At 74.5% G+C, this 20,150-nt stretch carries 11 protein-coding genes and 4 pseudogenes; 11 read left to right on the plus strand and 4 right to left on the minus strand.

The window, feature by feature from the left end; translation table 11 throughout:
- Positions 1-166, minus strand: a pseudogene (locus ABD794_RS06385) (SDR family NAD(P)-dependent oxidoreductase); the annotation flags it as partial.
- A gap of 86 nt (positions 167-252) precedes the next feature.
- The gene (locus tag ABD794_RS06390) at positions 253-957 is read right to left on the minus strand and encodes an MOSC domain-containing protein (protein ID WP_344961474.1); all 705 of its coding nucleotides are present in this window, start codon (positions 955-957) and stop codon (positions 253-255) included.
- Between the two features lie 80 nt (positions 958-1,037).
- On the opposite strand from ABD794_RS06390, the pseudogene ABD794_RS06395 reads away from it, so the two are divergent.
- Positions 1,038-1,803 (plus strand): annotated as a pseudogene (locus ABD794_RS06395) (LysR family transcriptional regulator); the annotation flags it as partial.
- A gap of 2,491 nt (positions 1,804-4,294) precedes the next feature.
- A pseudogene (locus ABD794_RS06400) lies at positions 4,295-4,488 on the plus strand (LysR family transcriptional regulator); the annotation flags it as partial.
- Between the two features lie 17 nt (positions 4,489-4,505).
- Here the strand turns inward: ABD794_RS06400 and ABD794_RS06405 are convergent.
- Positions 4,506-4,823 (minus strand): WhiB family transcriptional regulator, encoded by a 318-nt coding sequence (locus tag ABD794_RS06405; RefSeq protein ID WP_049718716.1) that lies wholly within the window; start codon positions 4,821-4,823, stop codon positions 4,506-4,508.
- Between the two features lie 392 nt (positions 4,824-5,215).
- On the opposite strand from ABD794_RS06405, the gene ABD794_RS06410 reads away from it, so the two are divergent.
- The 5 genes from ABD794_RS06410 to ABD794_RS06430 all read left to right on the plus strand — a co-directional run bounded on the left by ABD794_RS06410 (position 5,216) and on the right by ABD794_RS06430 (position 11,331).
- On the plus strand, positions 5,216-5,827 hold the full coding sequence (locus ABD794_RS06410) for a response regulator transcription factor (protein ID WP_003948568.1): 612 nt from the start codon (positions 5,216-5,218) through the stop codon (positions 5,825-5,827).
- A 416-nt stretch (positions 5,828-6,243) separates the two neighbouring features.
- Entirely contained in the window at positions 6,244-6,846 is a 603-nt protein-coding gene (locus ABD794_RS06415; RefSeq protein WP_199892377.1) for a sigma-70 family RNA polymerase sigma factor, read from the plus strand.
- 177 nt (positions 6,847-7,023) lie between these two features.
- Positions 7,024-8,526, plus strand: coding sequence for an IMP dehydrogenase (gene guaB, locus ABD794_RS06420; protein WP_344961432.1), 1,503 nt, complete (start codon positions 7,024-7,026; stop codon positions 8,524-8,526).
- 413 nt (positions 8,527-8,939) lie between these two features.
- Complete coding sequence (locus ABD794_RS06425; RefSeq protein ID WP_344961433.1) at positions 8,940-10,067, plus strand: GuaB3 family IMP dehydrogenase-related protein; 1,128 nt, start codon at positions 8,940-8,942, stop codon at positions 10,065-10,067.
- Positions 10,068-10,176: 109 nt separating this feature from the next.
- The gene (locus ABD794_RS06430) at positions 10,177-11,331 is read left to right on the plus strand and encodes a rod shape-determining protein (protein WP_344961434.1); all 1,155 of its coding nucleotides are present in this window, start codon (positions 10,177-10,179) and stop codon (positions 11,329-11,331) included.
- Between the two features lie 20 nt (positions 11,332-11,351).
- Here ABD794_RS06430 and ABD794_RS06435 read toward each other — a convergent pair whose 3' ends face one another.
- The gene (locus tag ABD794_RS06435) at positions 11,352-12,623 is read right to left on the minus strand and encodes a nucleotide sugar dehydrogenase (protein ID WP_344961436.1); all 1,272 of its coding nucleotides are present in this window, start codon (positions 12,621-12,623) and stop codon (positions 11,352-11,354) included.
- Positions 12,624-12,869: 246 nt separating this feature from the next.
- Here ABD794_RS06435 and ABD794_RS06440 point away from each other — a divergent pair, with 246 nt between their 5' ends.
- The 4 genes and pseudogenes from ABD794_RS06440 (at position 12,870) to ABD794_RS06455 (ending at position 19,704) form a co-directional block, all read left to right on the plus strand.
- Positions 12,870-14,579 (plus strand): glycerol-3-phosphate dehydrogenase/oxidase, encoded by a 1,710-nt coding sequence (locus ABD794_RS06440; protein ID WP_344961437.1) that lies wholly within the window; start codon positions 12,870-12,872, stop codon positions 14,577-14,579.
- 395 nt (positions 14,580-14,974) lie between these two features.
- Positions 14,975-16,201 (plus strand): annotated as a pseudogene (locus ABD794_RS06445) (serine/threonine-protein kinase); the annotation flags it as partial.
- A gap of 224 nt (positions 16,202-16,425) precedes the next feature.
- Positions 16,426-18,840, plus strand: a complete 2,415-nt coding sequence (locus ABD794_RS06450) for a protein kinase (RefSeq protein ID WP_344961438.1) — start codon at positions 16,426-16,428, stop codon at positions 18,838-18,840.
- A 396-nt stretch (positions 18,841-19,236) separates the two neighbouring features.
- Entirely contained in the window at positions 19,237-19,704 is a 468-nt protein-coding gene (locus ABD794_RS06455; protein ID WP_344961440.1) for an ATP-binding protein, read from the plus strand.
- The last annotated feature ends 446 nt before the right edge of the window (positions 19,705-20,150 follow it).

Below are 20,150 nucleotides of genomic sequence, written 5' to 3' on the forward strand. Positions count from 1 at the left end.
CACCTCGGCCTCCACCCGGTGCCGGTCGTGCAGCTCGGTCGCCTGCTCGTGCAGCCGCTTCTCGTCGCGGGCCACGAGGACCAGGTTGTGACCTTCGGAGGCGAGCCGGCGCGCGAAGGCCGCGCCGATGCCGGCCGTCGCTCCCCGTGATCAGTGCAGTCGTCATGGGGGAACGTTACTGAGTTTCCCGGGGGTCACAGCACCCCCGCAGCAGCTTCGCCGCGGGCCGGACCCAGTGGTGCCCGGCGGCCCTCACCCGCTGCCCGGGCGGGACTCGGCCGAGCGCGCCGACTCCTCGGCCTTGCGCAGGAGTTCGGGGTGCAGAGCGTCGCCCGCGGCCAGAACGCGGGGCAGCAGCGCGCGTTCCGTCGTCCGGGCGCGGAAGGCGAAGGAGACCGACACCTCGTGCGCGGGCCGGTGGACGACGGCGATCGGATCACCCGCACGGACTTCCCCGGGCTCCAGCACCCGCAGGTACGCGCCCGGGGCGGCGGCCTCGGTGAACCGGCGCACACCCAGCCGTTCTCGCCCAGCCACGTGGGCGAACGTCCGGCACGGGATCCGCGGCGAGGTCACCTCCAGCAGCAGCCGCTCGCCCACCCGCCAGCGCTCCCCGATCCGCGCCCCGGAGACATCCACCCCGGCGGTGGTGAGGTTCTCGCCGAACGAGCCGTCCGGCAGCGTCCGCCCGAGCGCCCGCTCCCAGTCGTCGAGGTCCTCGCGGGCGAAGGCGTAGACCGCCTGGTCGTCGCCGCCGTGGTGCCGGAGCGAGACGATCGCGTCCCCGGCCAGGCCGCTGCCGGCCACCCCCTTGGGGCCCGGGGCGGCCACGGCGACGGGGCCCGGCACGGGACGCTTGTCGATGCCCGAGCCCAGCCCGGCGGCGAAGGCGGAGTCGGGGGCGGAGCGGTCGGCGGCCGTCGTTGCCCGGCCGAGGTTCACGGAGAGGACGTGCATCGCACGAGGGTAGGCGGCCATGGCTCAAAGCGTCGAGGACTTTGCTTCCGGTGCCCCCAAGGGGGGCTTATGCTCGAAGAATGATCGAGGCTCGTCATCTGAGGGTGCTGCGCGCGGTCGCCGGCACCGGTTCGTTCTCGGCGGCCGCCCGTGAACTGGGCTGCACCCAGCCCGCGGTCAGCCAGCAGATGAAGGCCCTGGAGCAGTCCGCCGGGACCCCGCTGCTGATCCGCACCGGCCGCGAGATGCGCCTCACCGAGGCCGGCCAGGCCCTCGTCCGGCACGCCGCCGGGATCCTCGCCGGGCTCACCGCCGCCGAGGAGGAGATCGCCGCCATCGCCGGGCTGCGCGCGGGCCGGGTGCGGCTGGTGTCGTTCTCCAGCGGTTCCTCCACGCTGGTGCCCACGGCCCTCGCCGAGATGCGGGCCGCCCACCCCGGCACCCTGGTCTCCCTCGTCGAGGCCGAACCCCCGCGCGCGGTCGGCATGCTGCGCGCCGGCGACGTCGACATCGGCGCTGGCCTTCCGCTACCCCGAGGTGCGCGGCGGGGAGCAGGCCGCCGAGTGGGACGACCTGGTGGTGCGACCGCTGCTGACCGACCGGCTGGTGGGCGTCGTGCCCGAGGGGCACCCGCTGGCGGACGCGGAGCGGGTGGCGATCGGGGAGTTCGCCGACGAGCCCTGGATCGCGGGCTGCCCGCGCTGCCGCCGGCACCTGGTGGAGGTCTGCGAGAACGCCGGGTTCACCCCCCGGATCGACTTCGCGACGGACGACTACCCGGCCGTCTTTTCGGCGCAGTTTCGGGGGGGGATGGGATGGGGGGGGTCGGGGGCGGTCGCGGTTCCCGGGGTGCGGCGGGGGCAGGGGGGGGGGACGGGGGCCGGGGGGGGGGGAGGGGCGGGTCGGCGGGAGGTCCGGGGGGTTCGTCGGGGGGCCGGGGGCGTCTTCGTGGGGTGGGCGCCGCCGGGGGGGGGCGGGGGGGGGCGGCGCGGGGTGTTCGGGGGGCGGGGGGGGGGGGGGCGCGCGGCGGGGGGGTCGGGCCGGGGTCGGCGGCGGGGGGTCGCGGGGGGGGAGTGGCGGCGGTGGGGGGCGGGCGTGGTTCGATTCGCCGGATTTCGGGGGGGCGGGGTACGAGTTCCCGGGTTCGGGGGGGGGGGGTGGTTCGGTCGGAGGGGGGTCGGGGGGGGGGGGGCGGGACAACAGTTTCCGGGGGGGGGCTTCGGGCGTGGGTGCGGCGTCTTCGCGGGGGTGGGGGGCGGGGCCCGGGGGGGCGCGGGCGGGGGCTTCGGGCGGCAGCGGGGCGGGTGTCGGTCTCGGCGGCGGGGGGTTCGTCGGGGCGGGGCGCCCGGTCGGGGGCGGGGCGGGTCGGGGCTGGGGGGGGGGGGGTGCCGGGGGTCGGGGGTCGGGGAGGTTCTGGGGGTTCGGGGGGGGCGGTCGGGGGGGGTGGGGGTCGGGGGGGGGGGGGTTCCGGGCGGTCGGGCGGGCTTAGGGGCGGGCGTCGGGGGGGCGAAGGGGGGGGCGGGGTCGGGTCTCCGGGGGCGGGTTCGGGGGCGGGGGGGGGGGTTCCCCGGTTCGGGGGTTCTCGGGGGTGGGGGCGCGGGGTGGGTCGGAGGGGGGGCGCGGTTCGGGGCGGGGGCGGGGGGCGGGGCCCGGAAGCGGCGCGTCGGGGTGGCGGGGGTCCCGGTGTGGGGGGCCCGTGGGAGGCGTCGGGATCGCCGGGGGGTCGGGGTCGGGGCCGCCGTGTCTTCGGTCGGACGGGGCCGGGGGGTGTTCTTGGGCGCGGGGGGGCGGAGGGGGGCGCGGGTCGCGGGGGGGGGGGGGGGGGTGGGGTGGCGCGGCGGGTCGTGGGGGGGTGGGGGGGGTCCGGGAGCGGCCCGGGGGGGCGGCTTCGGCGGGGGGGGGGGGAGTTCCGGCGGGGGGGGGGGGGGGGCGTGGTCCGTCGTAAAAGGGTAGACGTCTTCGAGGGCGGGGGGGGGGGGGCGGGGGGGCGGGGTGGTTCGGCCGGAGGGGGGCGGTTCGTTTCGGCTTCTTCTCGGCTCCGGAATTCGGGGCGGCCGGGGCGCGAGGTGTGTGTCTTGGCGCGGGAGGGCGGGTTCCGGTGGGGCGAGGGGGGGTTCGGGTCTTTTTCGGGTGTTCGGGGGGGGGGGGCGTGTCGGTCGCTGGGGGTTCGGGGGTGGGAGGGGGGCGGGGCGGGGCGTTTCGGCGGGGGGGGCGGGGGGGGGTCGGGTTCGTCGGGGGTTCTGGGCCGGGGGGCGGGGGGGGGCGGGGGGATTCCCGTGGTGGGGGGTCGGGGGCCGGGGTTGCGGTCGTGGGGTCGTCGGGGCGGGCGCGCGGGGCGTCGTCGGGAGCGATTCGGTCGCGTCGGTTCGGGGGGGGGGGTCGACTGGGGCGGCAGGGGGTGGCCGTGGGCCGGGGGTTCGGGGCGGGCGTGGGGGGGCGGCGGGTGGGGGGGGGGAGGCGGCGCGTGGGTCGTTCGGGGGGGAGCTTCGGTGCGGGGGTGGGGGGGGGGGAGCGGGGCGGCGCGGGTCGGGCGGGGCGGGGGGGGTTCGGCGGGCGGGGGGACGATCGGCGCGGGGGTGGGGGTTCGGGGGGGTTCGTCGTCTTCGGGGGGTTCGGGGTCCGTGGGGCGGGTTCTCGGGGCGGGGGGGTCGGGTTCGGGGGGGGGGGCCGGCGCGGGCGGGGCGCGGGGGGGGGGGGGGGGCGCTTCCCGGGGGGGGGGGGGGTCGTCGGGGGGTTCGGGGGCCGCGGGGGGCCGGCCGCGTTCCGTGTGGCGCGCGTCTGGGCGGCGCTCCTGTTCGGGGGGCGGGCTGGGCGGTCAGGGGGGTGGGGCGGTCGCGTCGGCTGGGAGGCTTCGCGGGTCGTTTCGGGTTCCGGTGGCGTCTGGTGGGGGCGGTCTGGGGGTTCGAGGGAGAGTGAGTGCCCACGTTCTGGGGAGGAAGAGAAGGGGAGGGAGGGGGCGGGGGGGGGTGGGGTGGGGGGGGGGGGGGGGGCGGGGGGGTGGGGTGTGGGGGAGTCCGGGGCGCTAGGGCGGACAGGGCGGGCCGGCCGGGACCCCCGGGCCACTGCGCGGCGCGTCGGGAGGTCGGCGGGGGCGGGCGGGAGCGGCGTGGGGAGGGGCGAGCATTGGCGGGTCGGGGCGGGGGGCGGTCTACGTGGTGAGCCCGGAGCGGGCGGGGGCGCGCGGGCGAGCCCGGGCGTGGGGGCGGCGGGGTGGCAGGCGAGGGGGAGCGGGGGTGGGGTCGGGTGGGGGGGGGGTGGGGATTTCGGTCGCAGGGGGGGCGGAGCGGCGGGGGGGGGCGTCCGGGGGGGGGGGGAGGTAGAGTGGGGGCGCCGGAGGTTGTTAGGGAGCGGAGGCGGGGTGCCGGTGATGCGGAGCTGGCGGTGGAGTCCGTCCGGCACAAGGGGTCCCGGACCGTTCCGGTCGAGCCCGTGGTGCAGCGCGAGATCGTGGCGCTCACCCTGCCGGACCTGGCACGTGTGCCCGCCGTCGCGCGGATGCTGGACCACCTGACGGCCGCCGCGCGTCGCTGAACGGGGCGCTGCGGCGGCTAGGCGCTCATCGGGCTGCCCGAGGCCGTGATGGAGCGGTGCCGGGCGCGGCCCATCAGTTCCTCGCGCTCGTCCTCGGTGAGGCCGCCCCACACGCCGTACGGCTCCCGTACCGCCAGCGCGTGCGCCGCGCACTCCGCGCGGACCGGGCAGCGCATGCACACTTCCTTCGCCGAGGTCTCGCGGGCGCTGCGGGCCGCGCCGCGCTCGCCCTCGGGGTGGAAGAAGAGCGAACTGTCGACCCCGCGGCAGGCGGCGAGCAGCTGCCAGTCCCACAGGTCGGCGTTGGGGCCGGGGAGCCGGGAGAAATCTGCCATTGCTTGTCGTCCCCTCGATGTGCATCGATGCGAACTGAGCAGATGAAAATATGACTCATTGCGAATCTAGTCACACTTGCCACTGAATGGGAAGAAAAACGACTCCAAGCGGGCAAATGGGGCACGACTCGAACGATCTGACGAGCGCCCCCCGTGCGCCCTGCTCCGTGTCCGCGCCCTCACGTAGAGTGCCGAACAGGGCCGACCGAGCCCGTAACTCTTTCGGGTGACCGTCGTTGAGAGTGCCGGAGGCGGTTGGCGAGCGCGTGCGGTCAGGTGTCCGGGACGGTCCGCGGCGGTCTGCCCGAGCAGGTGTCTCGCCCATCGCACAGGTGACGACCAGTACCAGCCTGGAGGCTCAAGGTGACGCGCATCAGCTGCGGAGGGCGGCCATGACATCCGTCCTCGTCTGCGACGACTCCCCGCTTGCCCGAGAGGCGCTCCGTCGTGCGGTGGCGACCGTGCCCGGCGTCGAGCGCGTGACGACGGCGGCCAACGGCGAGGAAGTCCTCCGCCGCTGGGGTGCCGATCGCTCGGATCTCATTCTCATGGACGTCCGCATGCCCGGCCTGGGCGGCGTCGAGACCGTCCGCCGGCTGCTGTCCGCCGACCCAGGGGCCCGCATCATCATGCTCACGGTGGCGGAGGACCTGGACGGCGTCGCGCTCGCGGTGGCCGCCGGGGCGCGCGGCTATCTGCACAAGGACGCCTCGCGCGCCGAGCTGCGGGCCACCGTGACCCAGGCGCTGGCCGACCCGACCTGGCGGCTCGCCCCGCGCCGGCTGCGCTCGGCCGAGATGGGCGCCGCCCCCACGCTCACCGCGCGGGAGATCCAGGTCCTGGAGGGCATGAGCCACGGGCGGTCCAACGCCGAGATCGGCCGCGAGCTCTTCCTCTCCGAGGACACGGTCAAGACCCACGCCCGGCGGCTCTTCAAGAAGCTGGGCGCCTCCGACCGCGCGCACGCGGTGGCGCTCGGCTTCCGCTGGGGCCTGGTCCGCTAGCGGCCCGGAGCGTGGTGCGGTGCGGTGCGATAGCGGTACGCGGCGACTCGGGCAGTCCCCCTGCGCCCCTCCGGCGCGGGGGAGGGTCATGCGCACCGCGACCCCGCCGCGCCGACGTCTGGCGCCGAAACCCCGACGGATGCCGCATCCTTGAGGTGTGACTCCTCCCCGGCAGAGGCCGACCCTTCTCGCTCGGCCAGAAGAGACCTCATGACGGACAGGCACCGCTCGTCGTCGTACGGCTTCGCGTCGCACGGCACGGGCACAAGCTATTCGGTGGAGTCGTGGGCGCGGGGCGGGTATACCCGGAAGGGGGCGACGCGAGACGTGAGTGCGAGGACACCGACGCGTAACGGTTCGACGCACAACTATGAAGGCGGTGCCGTGGATCGTCGGACGCCGAGGCACATGGACCGATGCGTGACGACGAGACACCGGGGCACCCCGTGGCCGCCGGACCCGGGGAGATCGGCGCTCTCGTCGCCCGCGCCGTCGAGGGCGACCGGGGCGCCACCCACGATCTTCTCGCCCTGGTCCACCCGCTGGCCCTGCGCTACTGCCGCACCCGGCTGTCGCGACTGCCGGGCGACGCGCGGCACTTCGTGGACGACCTCGCCCAGGAGGTCTGCCTGGCCGTGCTCTGCGCGCTGCCCCGCTACCGGGACACCGGGCGGCCCTTCGAGGCGTTCGTCGTGGCCATCGCCGCGCACAAGGTCGCCGATCTCCAGCGGGCCGCCATGCGGCACCCGGGCAGCACCGCCGTGCCCTCCGACGAGATGCCGGAGCAGCCCGACGACTCGCTCGGCCCCGAGGAGCGGGCGCTGCTCAGCAGCGACGCGGAGTGGGCCAAGAAGCTGCTCGCCAACCTCCCGGAGAACCAGCGCGAGCTGGTGCTGCTCCGGGTCGCCGTCGGGCTGACCGCGGAGGAGACCGGACAGATGCTGGGGATGTCGCCGGGCGCGGTACGGGTCGCCCAGCACCGGGCCCTCAGCCGGCTGAGGGCCCTCGCCGAACAGTGAGGGACGCCGTCTCCGTAGGAACCTCCAAGTGACGCGGGACTCACCGGTCGTGGAATGGGACACCCGCGTCGGCCGTTAGCATGGGAGTCCTCGCTGAGGCAAGGGGGTTCCGGGGCCCGCGGCGGACGCCGCCGGTGGTGACGGCCCCGGCAGATCTTGAGTATTTGGGAAGGTGTCATGACTGACCACGCCGACGGAATGCCCGCGAAGTTCGCGATGCTCGGTCTGACCTACGACGACGTCCTGCTGCTGCCGGGCGCTTCGGAGGTACTGCCGAACGCGGTCGACACCTCCTCCCGTGTCTCGCGCAACGTCCGGGTGAACATCCCGCTGCTGTCCGCCGCCATGGACAAGGTCACCGAGGCGCGGATGGCGATCGCCATGGCCCGGCAGGGCGGCGCGGGCGTGCTGCACCGCAACCTGTCCGTCGAGGACCAGGCCAACCAGGTCGACCTCGTCAAGCGCTCCGAGTCGGGCATGGTCTCCGACCCGATCACCGTCCGCCCCGACGCCACCCTGGCCGAGGCGGACGCGCTCTGCGCCCGCTTCCGCATCAGCGGCGTGCCGGTCACCGACCCGGCGGGCAAGCTGCTGGGCATCGTCACCAACCGCGACATGGCCTTCGAGACCGACCGCGCGCGTTCGGTGCGCGAGGTCATGACGCCGATGCCGCTGGTCACCGGCAAGGTGGGCATCTCCGGCGAGGACGCCATGGAGCTGCTGCGCCGCCACAAGATCGAGAAGCTGCCGCTGGTGGACGAGGCGGGGGTGCTCAAGGGTCTGATCACGGTCAAGGACTTCGTCAAGGCCGAGCAGTACCCGAACGCGGCCAAGGACGCGGACGGCCGGCTCATCGTCGGTGCCGCGGTGGGCGTCGGCGCCGAGGCGTACGAGCGGGCCCAGGCCCTGGTCGAGGCCGGTGCCGACTTCCTCGTCGTGGACAGCGCCCACGGCCACAGCCGGGGCATCCTCGACATGATCGCCAAGATCAAGTCCAACATCGACGTGGACGTCGTCGGCGGCAACGTCGCCACGCGGGACGGTGCGCAGGCGCTGATCGACGCGGGTGTGGACGGCGTCAAGGTGGGCGTCGGCCCGGGCTCGATCTGCACCACGCGGGTGGTCGCCGGCATCGGCGTCCCGCAGGTCACGGCCATCTACGAGGCCGCGCAGGCGTGCCACGCGGCGGGCGTCCCGCTCATCGGCGACGGCGGCCTGCAGTACTCCGGCGACATCGCGAAGGCGATCGCCGCCGGTGCGGACACGGTGATGCTGGGCTCGCTGCTGGCCGGGTGCGAGGAGTCGCCGGGCGAGATGGTCTTCATCAACGGCAAGCAGTTCAAGTCCTACCGGGGCATGGGGTCGCTGGGCGCGATGCAGTCGCGCGGTCAGGCGCGCTCCTTCTCCAAGGACCGTTACTTCCAGGACAACGTCCTTTCCGAGGACAAGCTGGTGCCCGAGGGCATCGAGGGCCAGGTGCCCTACCGCGGTCCGCTGGCCTCGGTGGCCCACCAGCTCGTGGGCGGTCTGCGGGCGTCCATGGGCTATGTCGGCTCGGCGAACGTGCAGGAGCTCAAGGACAAGGGGACGTTCGTCCGGATCACGGCGGCGGGGCTCAAGGAGAGCCACCCGCACGACATTCAGATGACGGTCGAGGCGCCGAACTACAACCGGCGCTGAGGCTGGGGTGGGCGGGGTGGGGATTTTCTCCCTGCCCCGCCCTTTCTCCGTTTCCCCGGGGCTGCGCCCCGGACCCGCACCGCGCTCCGCGCGGGCAGGGCGGGGCTTCGCCCCTGCACCCCGGCGGGGGCTGCGCCCCCTGCGCCCCGCTCCGGGGGCTCCGCCCCCTGGGCCCCTCGGGGGTTTCGCGCCTGGCTCCCGCTTCCGGGGGCTCTCCCCTGGCCCCGCCGGTGCTTCGCCCCTGCACCCCGCCCCGAGGGCTTCGTCTCCTGGGCCCCTCCGGGGCCCCGCCCCCGGGCTCCGGTGGGGGCGGGGGACCATGCCTTCATCGGCTGCGCGCGTACGCGTGCCGTCGCGTCGGTGATAGTCGGTGATACTGGAGTGCGGCAGACGTAGAAGGAAAGGCCACAAACGTGACTGAGATCGAGATCGGGCGCGGCAAGCGCGGCCGCCGGGCGTACGCGTTCGACGACATCGCCGTCGTCCCGAGTCGCCGTACCCGCGACCCGAAGGAGGTCTCGATCGCCTGGCAGATCGACGCCTACCGCTTCGAGCTGCCGTTCCTGGCCGCCCCGATGGACTCCGTCGTCTCGCCCGAGACGGCCATCCGCATCGGTGAGCTGGGCGGTCTCGGCGTGCTCAACCTCGAGGGCCTCTGGACCCGCTACGAGGACCCGGAGCCGCTGCTGGCCGAGATCGCGGAGCTGGACGAGCACGCCGCGACCAAGCGCATGCAGGAGATCTACGCCGCTCCGATCAAGGAGGAGCTGATCGGGCAGCGCATCAAGGAGGTCCGCGACTCGGGTGTCGTGACCGCCGCCGCGCTGTCGCCGCAGCGCACCGCGCAGTTCTCCAAGGCCGTCGTGGACGCGGGCGTCGACATCTTCGTCATCCGCGGTACGACGGTGTCGGCCGAGCACGTCTCCGGTGCCGCCGAGCCGCTGAACCTCAAGCAGTTCATCTACGAGCTCGACGTCCCGGTGATCGTGGGCGGCTGTGCCACCTACACCGCGGCCCTGCACCTGATGCGCACCGGCGCGGCCGGCGTCCTCGTGGGCTTCGGCGGCGGCGCCGCGCACACCACCCGTAACACGCTGGGCATCCAGGTGCCGATGGCGACCGCCGTGGCCGATGTGGCCGCCGCCCGCCGGGACTACATGGACGAGTCCGGTGGTCGTTATGTGCACGTCATCGCCGACGGCGGCGTGGGCTGGTCGGGCGACCTGCCCAAGGCCATCGCCTGCGGTGCCGACGCCGTGATGATGGGCTCCCCGCTCGCCCGCGCCACCGACGCGCCGGGCCGCGGCCACCACTGGGGCATGGAGGCCGTCCACGAGGACGTGCCGCGCGGCAAGCGCATGAACCTGGGCGCGGTGGGGAGCACCGAGGAGATCCTCCTCGGCCCCTCGCACACCCCCGACGGGTCGATGAACTTCTTCGGTGCCCTGCGCCGGGCGATGGCCACCACGGGGTACAGCGAGCTCAAGGAGTTCCAGCGGGTCGAGGTGACGGTCGCGCCGTCGCAGCACGACAATCGCTGACGCTTCGTCGGACGCGGGCCCGGTTGCCACGGCAGCCGGGCCTTCGCCGTGTCCGGTCCTGGTCGTCAACTCCGCATAAAAGTTCGGTGATGGTGAATACTTGCGACTTATGGCGCAAAGCAAGTCGTTCACCGGCAGGGACATGGGCATCGACCTCGGCACCGCGAACACGCTGGTGTACGTGCGGGGGAGGGGCGTGGTGCTCAACGAGCCCTCGGTCGTCGCCGTCAACGCCGAGGACGGCAGCGTGCTGTCGGTGGGTTCCGAGGCGAAGGAGACCATCGGCCGCACCCCCTCGAACATCGTGGCCATCCGCCCGATGCGCGACGGCGTCATAGCCGACTTCGAGGTGGCCGAGCGGATGCTGCGGCACTTCATCAAGAAGGTCGCCGGCAAGCGGATGCTGTCCCGGCCGCGCGTGGTGGTCTGCGTGCCGTCGGGCATCACGGGCGTCGAGCGCCGGGCCGTGATCGAGGCCGCCTCCCAGGCCGGGGCGCGAGCGGTGCACCTGGTCGAGGAGCCGATGGCGGCGGCGATCGGTGCGGGCCTGCCGGTCAGCGAGCCGACCGGCTGCATGGTCGTCGACATCGGCGGCGGCACCACCGAGGTCGCGGTCATCTCGCTGGGCGGCATCGTCACCGCGCGGTCGGTGCGGACGGCGGGCGACGCCATGGACGCGGCGATCATCTCCTACGTGAAGAAGGAGTACGCGCTGGCGATCGGCGAGCGCACCGCCGAGGACATCAAGCTGAGCATCGGCTCGGCCGCGCCGACGGGGAAGTGGTCGATCGCCGGACTCGCCTCCATGGCGGGCCAGTTGGCGAAGAACGAGAGCCTCGCCGGTGCCGACTCCGGGGACCCCGAGGAGACGCAGGGGCTGCTGCCCCCCGACCGCTTCACGATCCGCGGCCGCGACCAGGTCAGCGGCCTGCCCAAGACGCTGGAGCTGACGGCCGACGAGATCCGGCACGCGCTGACCGAGCCGGTGGACGCCATCGTCATGGCCGTGCGCCAGACCCTCGACGAGACCCCGCCCGAGCTCTCCGGCGACATCATGGACCGGGGCATCGTCCTCACGGGCGGCGGTGCGCTGCTGCGCGGCCTGGACGTGCGGTTGAGCCGGGAGCTCGACATCCCGGTGCTGGTCGCGGACGATCCGCTGGACTGCGTCGCGGTGGGCACCGGGCGGTGCGTGGAGGACTTCGCGAAGCTGCGCACGCTGCTGGACGCGCAGCCGCGGCTGCCGGCCAGCGGCCGGCTGTAGCCGGGGGGTCGCGGGGGTCCCTACAGCCGGTGCGCCGCGCCGGCCGGGCTCGCCCCCCGCGTGTCCAGCAGCAGCTGTGCCTTCACCGCCAACCCCTGCAAGTCGTACGTCCGGTGGTGCTGCAGAAGCACCGTCAGGTCCGCCTCCGCCGCCGCCTCGTACAGGCAGTCCACCCGCGGCACCGTCCGCCCCCCGGCCCGCCAGCCCGGTACGTACGGATCGTGGTAGCTGATCTGCGCCCCCAGCTCCATCAGGCGGGAGGCGATCTCGGGGGCGGGTGAGCCCTCCAGGTCCCCGGTGTCCGCCTTGTAGCCGACGCCGAGGAGCAGCACCCGCGCGCCCCGTGCCGACTTCCCGTGCTCGTTGAGGAGGGCGGCGCTCCGCTGCGTGACGTACAGCGGCATCCGCCCGTTGACGTCCCGCGCCAGCCCCACCAGCCGCAGGGGATAGCCGAGTCCGACGCCCTTGTACGTCAGGTGCTCGGGGTCGACGGGGGTGCCGTGCCCCCCGACGCCCGGCCCGGGCCGGAAGGCCTGGAAGCCGAACGGCTTGGTCTCCGCGCACCGGACCACGTCCCACAGGTCGACGCCGATGTCGTGGCAGAAGACCGCCATCTCGTTCGCCAGGGCGATGTTGACGTGCCGGTAGTTGGTCTCCCACATCCGGACCGTCTCGGCCTCCCGCGGCCCCCGGGCCCGGACGATCTTGTCGCAGAGGCGTCCGTAGAACGCCGCGGCCGCCTCCGTGCAGGCGGGGGTGAGCCCGCCGACGACCCGGGGGGCGCGGCCGAGGTCGCGGTCCCGGCGGCCGGGGTCGGCCCGGCTGGGGGAGTACGCGAGGTGGAAGTCGCGCCCGGCGCACAGCCCGGAGCCGTCCTCCAGCAGGGGGCGTACGAACTCCTCGGTGGCGCCCGGGTGTACGGCCGATTCGAGGATCACGGTGGTGCGCGGACGGAGCCGGGGCGCGAGCGCGCGGGCGGCGGCCCCGACGGCGCGCAGGTCGAGGACGCCGTCCTCGTCGAGCCGGGTCGGCGCGCAGATCACGGCCGTACGGACCCGTTCGAGCTCGGCGTCCTCGGTGGTGGGGCGGAAGCCGGCGGAGAGCATCCGGCGCAGCTCGGCGGCGGTGAGGGTGCCCGGGCCGTCCTCGGCGGGCAGCCGCCCGGCGCGCAGCTCGGCGACGGTGCGCGGGTCGGGGTCGTGGCCGACGGTGGCCACGGAGGCGGCGGTGGCGGCCCGGGCCAGGGGCAGGCCGAGGTGGCCGAGGCCGATGACGGCGAGGTCTGCGGGCATGAGGTGACGCGGTCCTTCCCCTTGACCGACGGTCCGATCCGATCCCCGAGCGGGATCACCGAGCGGGATCCCTGAGCGGTGTAGATCAGGTTAAGGGGATATACGACATATTTCGGGCATTGTCGTGTCGGGCGTTGCCCTGAGCGCGGCTCATCCGCGGGAGGCCGCCCCGCCCGATCTGGGGCAGCATCGGAGGGAGACCCCGACGGGGAGCCGCCGGCGGCAGCAGAGCAGCGGGAGGCATTGGTGAGGACAGCGACACTCGGGCCGGCCGAGCGCACCGCGGCGCTCGCCCGGATGGCGGAGCGGGAACTGGACGTCCTGGTGGTCGGCGCCGGCGTCGTCGGCGCCGGAACCGCGCTGGACGCCGCCACGCGCGGCCTGGTGACCGGCCTCGTCGAGGCGCGGGACTGGGCGGCCGGCACCTCCAGCCGCTCCAGCAAGCTCATCCACGGCGGGCTGCGGTACCTGGAGATGCTCGACTTCGCCCTGGTCCGCGAGGCGCTCAAGGAGCGCGGCCTGCTGCTCCAGCGGCTGGCCCCGCACCTGGTCAAGCCGGTGCCGTTCCTCTACCCGCTCGAACACCGCGGCTGGGAACGGCTCTACGCGGGTTCCGGCGTGGCCCTCTACGACGCCATGTCCGTCAGCTCCGGGCACGGCCGCGGCCTGCCCCTCCACCGCCACCTGACGCGCCGGCACGCCCTGCGGGTCGCCCCCTGCCTGCGCAAGGACGCGCTGGTCGGCGCCCTGCAGTACTACGACGCCCAGATGGACGACGCCCGTTACGTCACCACCCTGGTGCGCACCGCCGTCGCGTACGGCGCCGAGGCCGCCAACCGGACGCGCGTCGTGGGCTTTCTCCGCGAGGGGGAGCGGGTCGTCGGCGCCCGGGTGCGCGACCTCGAACAGGGCCGCGACATCGAGATCCGCGCCCGGCAGATCGTCAACGCGACGGGGGTGTGGACGGACGACACCCAGCAGCTCATCGCCGAGCGCGGCCAGTTCCACGTCCGTGCCTCCAAGGGCATCCACCTCGTCGTCCCCAAGGACCGGATCCACTCCACGACCGGGCTGATCCTGCGCACCGAGAAGAGCGTGCTCTTCGTCATCCCCTGGGGACGGCACTGGATCATCGGGACGACGGACACCGACTGGGACCTGGACAAGGCGCACCCGGCCGCGTCCAGCGCCGACATCGACTACCTGCTGGAGCACGTCAACTCCGTGCTCGCGGTGCCGCTGACCCGGGACGACGTCCAGGGCGTCTACGCGGGGCTGCGCCCGCTGCTGGCCGGCGAGTCGGACGCGACGAGCAAGCTCTCGCGCGAGCACACCGTGGCGCACCCGGTCCCGGGGCTGGTGGTCGTCGCGGGCGGCAAGTACACGACGTACCGGGTGATGGCCAAGGACGCGGTGGACGAGGCCGTGCACGGGCTGGCTCAGCGGGTGGCCGACTGCGTCACCGAGGACGTGCCGCTGGTCGGCGCCGAGGGCTACCGCGCGCTGTGGAACGCCCGGGCGCAGCTCGCGCAGCGCACCGGGCTGCACGTGGCGCGGGTGGAGCACCTGCTCAACCGGTACGGCTCGCTGGTGGACGAGGTCCTCGACCTCGTCACGGCCGACCCCTCGCTGGGCCGCCCGCTCGGCGGCGCCGAGGACTATCTGCGCGCCGAGGTCGTCTACGCGGCCTCGCACGAGGGCGCGCGCCACCTCGACGACGTTCTCACCCGGCGCACCCGGATCTCCATCGAGACCTTCGACCGCGGTACGCGCAGCGCCCGCGAGGCGGCCGAGCTGATGGCCCCGGTGCTGGGCTGGGACGGCGCGCAGGTGGACAAGGAGGTCGAGCACTACGAGAAGCGGGTGGAGGCGGAACGCGAGTCGCAGCTCCAGCCGGACGACCGCACGGCGGACGCGGCGCGGCTGGGCGCGCCGGAGGTGCAGCCGCTGGGCTGACCCGCCGGGTACGAACGCGCCGCGATCTGACGGACGGCCATGCCCGGAGTCGTCATCCATGCCGGAGGACAGCCCGCCGGTGTGGGCGAGGAGTTGGCGCACGGCGACGTCGTGAGCATCTTGTGACGGCTCGGCGGCCCGGGGAACCGCGCCTCGTGCAACGATGTCCTGAACAGGAGAGCGGGCAGGGTCGCCATCGCACGCCGTCGTCAGCGCCGTGACGGTGCGGCACAGCGCGGCCATGGCCGCCGTGACGCGCGAGAGGCACTGCGCGTCGGCATGCGCTCATCATCCAAGGTCAGTCGGACCCTGGCCTTCCACTGGTCGGCGGATGAGAGACAATGGTCGCTCTGCCGGGGTCGGTTGGTCGCAGAGCTGAATGCCAGAGGGGACGCATGTCGGACGCGGAGCAGACGCAGGGCACGACCGGGCGCCTCCTCGCCGGGCGCTACCGCCTCGGCGACGTGCTCGGCAGGGGCGGCATGGGCACGGTCTGGCGTGCCACCGACGAGACCCTGGGGCGTGTCGTCGCGGTCAAGGAGCTCCGCTTCCCGGCCAACATCGACGAGGACGAGAAGCGCCGGCTGATCACCCGTACCCTGCGCGAGGCCAAGGCCATCGCCCGGATCCGCAGCGCCGGTGCCGTCACCGTCTACGACGTCGTCCACGAGGACGACCGTCCGTGGATCGTCATGGAGCTCATCGAGGGCCGCTCGCTCGCCGACGTCATCCGCGAGGACGGGCCGCTGAAGTGGCGGCGCGCCGCGGAGGTGGGCCTGGCCGTGCTCGACGTGCTGCGCGCGGCGCACCTGCAGGGCATCCTGCACCGCGACGTGAAGCCGTCCAACGTGCTCATCGCGGACGACGGCCGCGTCGTCCTCACCGACTTCGGCATCGCCCAGGTCGAGGGCGACCCCTCGGTCACCTCGACCGGCATGCTCGTCGGCGCCCCCTCGTACATATCCCCCGAGCGGGCCCGCGGCCAGAAGCCCGGCCCGCCCGCCGACCTGTGGTCGCTGGGCGGCCTGCTGTACGCGGCCGTCGAGGGCGCGCCGCCGTACGACAAGGGCTCGGCCATCGCCACCCTGACCGCCGTCATGACCGAGCCGCTCGGCCCGCCGAAGAACGCGGGCCCGCTCGAAGGCGTCATGTACGGGCTGCTCGCCAAGGACCCCCAGAAGCGGCTCGACGAGGCGGGCGCCCGGGCGCTGCTCACCGAGGCCGTCAACGCGCCGGACGAGCGGCGGCCCGCGCCGTCCCGGACGAGCGCGGACCCGGAGGCCACGCAGGCCATCGCCGTCCCGAAGGCGGCGGAGAAGCCGGGGCCGGCGAAGCCGGCGAGGTCCGCGAAGGCGGGCGGTCCGGCGGCCGCCGCGCAGAAGCCCGCCGCCCCGAAGAGGACCGAGGGCCAGTCCGCCTTCCGTCCGCTGCGCGACGCCGCCCCCTCGGGCTCGGCGCGCACCGAGGCGGAGCCCCAGCCGCAGCCGCCGCTGAACGGCGCGTACACCGAGACGCTGGTCCGGATGCGGGTCCCGGCGCAGCGGCGGGTGCTGCTCGCCGTGCTCGCCTTCGTCGTGCTGGCCGTCATCGGCACCGTGATCGTCATCGCCGTGAAGCAGGGAGCCTGAGCGACGCCGGTCCGCGGCCGCCGAAGTCCGGCCGACGGTCATCGAGTCCGACGATCTGAGCGGTAAGGGCCCTCCGGGCCGCGCCCGGCACGTATCGTGAGATGTCGGGGACGGAACGCAGTCACAACCGACGCCCGCGCGACCGGCGTTGACGGTCGTTCGGGCCGGGCCGGCCGGCCCGGGGGATGCAGGGATATCGCGCGCTTTGGGGAGGCGTCGTGGATGACTACGCGGGCCGGGTGCTCGCCGACCGGTACCGCCTGCCGCTGCCCCCCTCCGACGCGTTCGAGCTCGTGGAGACGCGGGCGTTCGACACCTACAGCGGGCAGGAGGTCCTGGTCCGGCAGATCCCGTTGCCGGAGGTCGTGGACGCGGAGCTCGTCGACGAGGACGGCGACCGGCCCCGGTCCGGCCGCCCGCGCACGCTCGCCGGGCCCGGGGACCCGGCGGTCCGCCGCGCCCTGGAGGCGGCGACGGCGGCGGCGCGGATCCCCGACCATCCGCGCCTGGACCAGGTGTTCCACGTCTTCGCCGAGGCGGGCAGCCTGTGGATCGTCAGCGAACTGGTCTCCGCCCGCCCGCTCGCCGCGGTCCTCGCCGAGCGCACCCTCTCCCCCCACCGCGCCGCGGAGGTCGCCGCCGACGTCCTCACCGCCCTCCGGGCCCTCCACGCCCAGGGCTGGACCCACCGCAACATCACCACCCGCACGGTCCTGATCTGCGAAGACGGCCGAGCCGTCCTGACGGGCCTGGCGGCGGGCGCGGCGGAGGAGGCGCTGTGCGGCTACGACCCGGTGCCGTCCGCCGCTCGCGCGGCGTCCGACGAGGGTGCGAGGGATGAGCCCGGCTTCGGGGCGCAGGGGCGGAGCCCCGCACACCCGGAGGGTGCTCATGAGGTCTCCGCGTCCGGCGCGCAGGGCGAACCCGGCCGCCCGGAGGGCGGTTTCGGGGTCCAGGGGCGGAGCCCCGGTGGGGGCGCGGGGGGCGAAGCCCCCGGTCCGGGTCCGGGGCTTGCCCCGGTGGAGATGGTGAGAGGGCGGGTCCGGGGCACATCCTCCCCCCCGCGCCGCGGCCCCCGCGCCAACGCCATCGCCGCCTATCGCGCCGGCACCCAGGCCGCCGCGGCCGCCCGCACCACGGCCGACGGCAACGGCGCCCGCCCTCCGACCGGTTCCTCCCCCTGGGGCGGCGGCACCGCCGCCAGCGGCACGGCCCCCGCGCCGGGCAGCTGGAGCGCGGACGCCCTGGTCCGCGGCGCGACGCCGGCCGCGCCCGCGGTGGGCCCCGTCGGGAGGTCCGCGCGGCCCCCCGCCGAGGGGACCGGCTGGGCCACCCACGATTCCCCCGGCGCCCTCGCCGCCGAACGCGCGCGCCAGGCCCGCATGCTCGTCGTCGGCCCCGTCACCGAGCGCTGGGCGCCCGAACAGGCCTGGCCCGTCCAGGAGAACTGGCGGCTCGCCCCGCCCGTCGGCCCCGCCGCCGACCTCTGGGCCCTGGGCGCCCTGCTGTTCCGCGTCGTGCAGGGCCACCCGCCGTACCCGGAGGGCAGCACCACCGACCTCGTCCAGGTCGTCTGCTCCGAGCCCCCCGCGTACGCGGAGGAGTGCGGCGCGCTGCGTCCCGTCGTCGAGTCGCTGATGCGCAAGGACCCGGACGAGCGGCCGGACTTCGAGGAGTTGCGCGGCTGGCTGCGGTCCCTGATCCGGTCCGCTCCGGAGCCGGACGTCGGCAGCCGTACGGTCACGGTCCCGTCGTTCGCCCCCGCCCCCGGCGCCCCGGGAGTCTCCGCGGAGACGACCGCCGCCCGTGGCACCGCGCGGCTCCCGATCCCCCGCCGCCGCGGCGAGCTGGTGCGCCGCCGGCGCGGCCGGCCCGCCGGGCCCGCCCGGCACCGCAGGGCGGAGCCGGCCGCCGGCTTCGCGGCGACGGGCCCCCTCCAGGAGCAGCACGCCGCCGTCCGGGCGCAGCCCGCCCCGCGGCTCGGCAGGCTGCTGTTGGGCCTGATCCTGCTGCTGCTCGTCGGGGCGGTGCTCTACGCGCTGCTGTTCATGCCGCGGGCCGCCGAGAGCGCCGGTGCCGGCCGGGGCGCCGACCGCGCCGACCGCACGGCGGGCACGCTGAGCGCCGCCCCGCAAGGGAATCCGCAGGAGGAACCGACGGTCGAAAGCGGCGGCGCGGCCAAGGGGTTCACCCTGCGCCGCGACCCGAAGGGCTTCTCCGTCGCCGTCGCCCGTGAGTGGCAGCGCCGCGGGGACAACGAGCGCGGCCAGGTCGTCTACGCGGGCGGCGACTTCGAGTTGATCGTCGTGCCCGGCCGGGACGAGGTCGCCCGGTTCGGCTCCGACCCGATGGCCTACCAGCAGGAGAAGGAGCCCGAGCTGGAGGCGTACCGCTCCTCGTCCTGGTCGGGCGCCTCGGGCCTGCGCCGGGTGGACGTCGGGCGGACGGCGGGCGCGGAGGGCACGTTCAACTGGAACGACGGCAGCGGCCGTCAGGTCTATGTGCGCAACTCCGCCGTGATCATGGGCGGTCGGTACCACGTGCTCCAGGTGCTCGGGCCGATGGACGGGCAGCGTTCCGTGGACACGTTCTTCGACCAGGCCGCCGCCACGTATCGTGCCGATGGCAATTGACGGGACGTCACCCACGGGATCAATCCCTGCCCGCACGCTCGGTAATCGTCCGGAAATTCGCTCGGGCGAAATTCTGAGCGACAAAATCGCGGAATGTAATCGCCTCGCCTGAATTACCCCGGTCGGTCCGGGGAAATAACCACGCTGTGTTGCCGTTGAGTGGTGTTCTGCGCGTAAGTCGTCACGCAACGGAGTAAGGTGCGGGCTCGGACTTCCTCCTCGCGAGCGCACGCGTGCCGCATGGCGCGTGGCATACATACTCCTTTGCTCCGGAATGTGTCTGAAGCGCTTGTTGGGGTAGTTGTGCGTCAACGGGGTTGTGGGGAAAGGGAGTCACGCGACGTGAGCCCTTGGAGACGCGAGGCGTTGTGTCCGCCGGTTCGGATGGTGTGAGCGGTGCAGGTGCTTCAGGTGCAGATGGAGGTCGGGGTCGACCCCTCGGAAGTGGGGCGGGCCCGTAGGTGGGCGAGGTCGCGGCTGGCCGGTTGCGGGATAGGGGTGGACGAGCCGCTCGCGGAGACGCTGATCCTGCTGATCTCCGAGCTGGTGACCAACGCCGTGGTGCACACGGGGTGTCCGGCCGTGCTGCGGATGTTCTTCCCCGGGGGCACGGTCCGCGTCGAGGTCGCCGACTTCAGCGCCCGGCCGCCCCGTCGGCGGTGCGCCGGCGGCGACGAGACGGGCGGGCGCGGGCTGGAGCTGGTGGACGGCCTCGCCGACCGGTGGGGCTGGCGGCCCGAGGGCTCGGGCAAGAGCATCTGGTGCGAGATCGACCGCCGGCCCGTCGCCCCGGGCGCCGCGTCCTCATTGCCCTTGTGGGGCGGCGTCTTTGAGCCACACCGCGTACTCACAAATGGGGCGTAGGCGGCAAAGTCCAGACCAGGTGTTGACGTGAAGTGTTCACGTGATCACTCTTGGATGCAGCGATTCGTTGCGAGGGGACGCCGAGACGTCCGGGTGACCCGGGGCGACTTGGCGAGTGCGGGTCGCGAACCGGCGCGACGACGGGGCTTCCGGCGCCGGAGTCGGTGGGCGGCGTGCGGTGCCGTGCTCGGGGTGCGCATCTGTACGCCGCCGCTGACGGGTCCGGGTGGATGGCCGGTAACTGCCCCTGGATCGGCCTGATCTGTGAGACGCGCCACATTTTCTCGCGCGTGCCGTCCGCGGAACCGTCCGCCTCCGTCTCTCCGGGCGGCGGCCCCGCGCTCGCGGGGCCGTGTGCACCTCCGGCCGAAGCTTCGCGCCGAGTGCCCGCATTCGGGACGAGAAGCACCATTCGGTAAGAATGACCCGTTCCAGGCATCCTCGTC

The organism is Streptomyces thioluteus (assembly GCF_039535865.1).

Excerpts from the sequence above, each read along its gene's own strand:
- ABD794_RS06390 (WP_344961474.1), bottom strand. The coding sequence starts at position 957 with ATGCACGTCCTCTCCGTGAACCTCGGCCGGGCAACGACGGCCGCCGAC.
- ABD794_RS06405 (WP_049718716.1), bottom strand. The coding sequence starts at position 4,823 with ATGGCAGATTTCTCCCGGCTCCCCGGCCCCAACGCCGACCTGTGGGAC.
- ABD794_RS06410 (WP_003948568.1), top strand. The coding sequence starts at position 5,216 with ATGACATCCGTCCTCGTCTGCGACGACTCCCCGCTTGCCCGAGAGGCG.
- ABD794_RS06415 (WP_199892377.1), top strand. The coding sequence starts at position 6,244 with ATGCGTGACGACGAGACACCGGGGCACCCCGTGGCCGCCGGACCCGGG.
- guaB (WP_344961432.1), top strand. The coding sequence starts at position 7,024 with ATGACTGACCACGCCGACGGAATGCCCGCGAAGTTCGCGATGCTCGGT.
- ABD794_RS06430 (WP_344961434.1), top strand. The coding sequence starts at position 10,177 with ATGGCGCAAAGCAAGTCGTTCACCGGCAGGGACATGGGCATCGACCTC.
- ABD794_RS06435 (WP_344961436.1), bottom strand. The coding sequence starts at position 12,623 with ATGCCCGCAGACCTCGCCGTCATCGGCCTCGGCCACCTCGGCCTGCCC.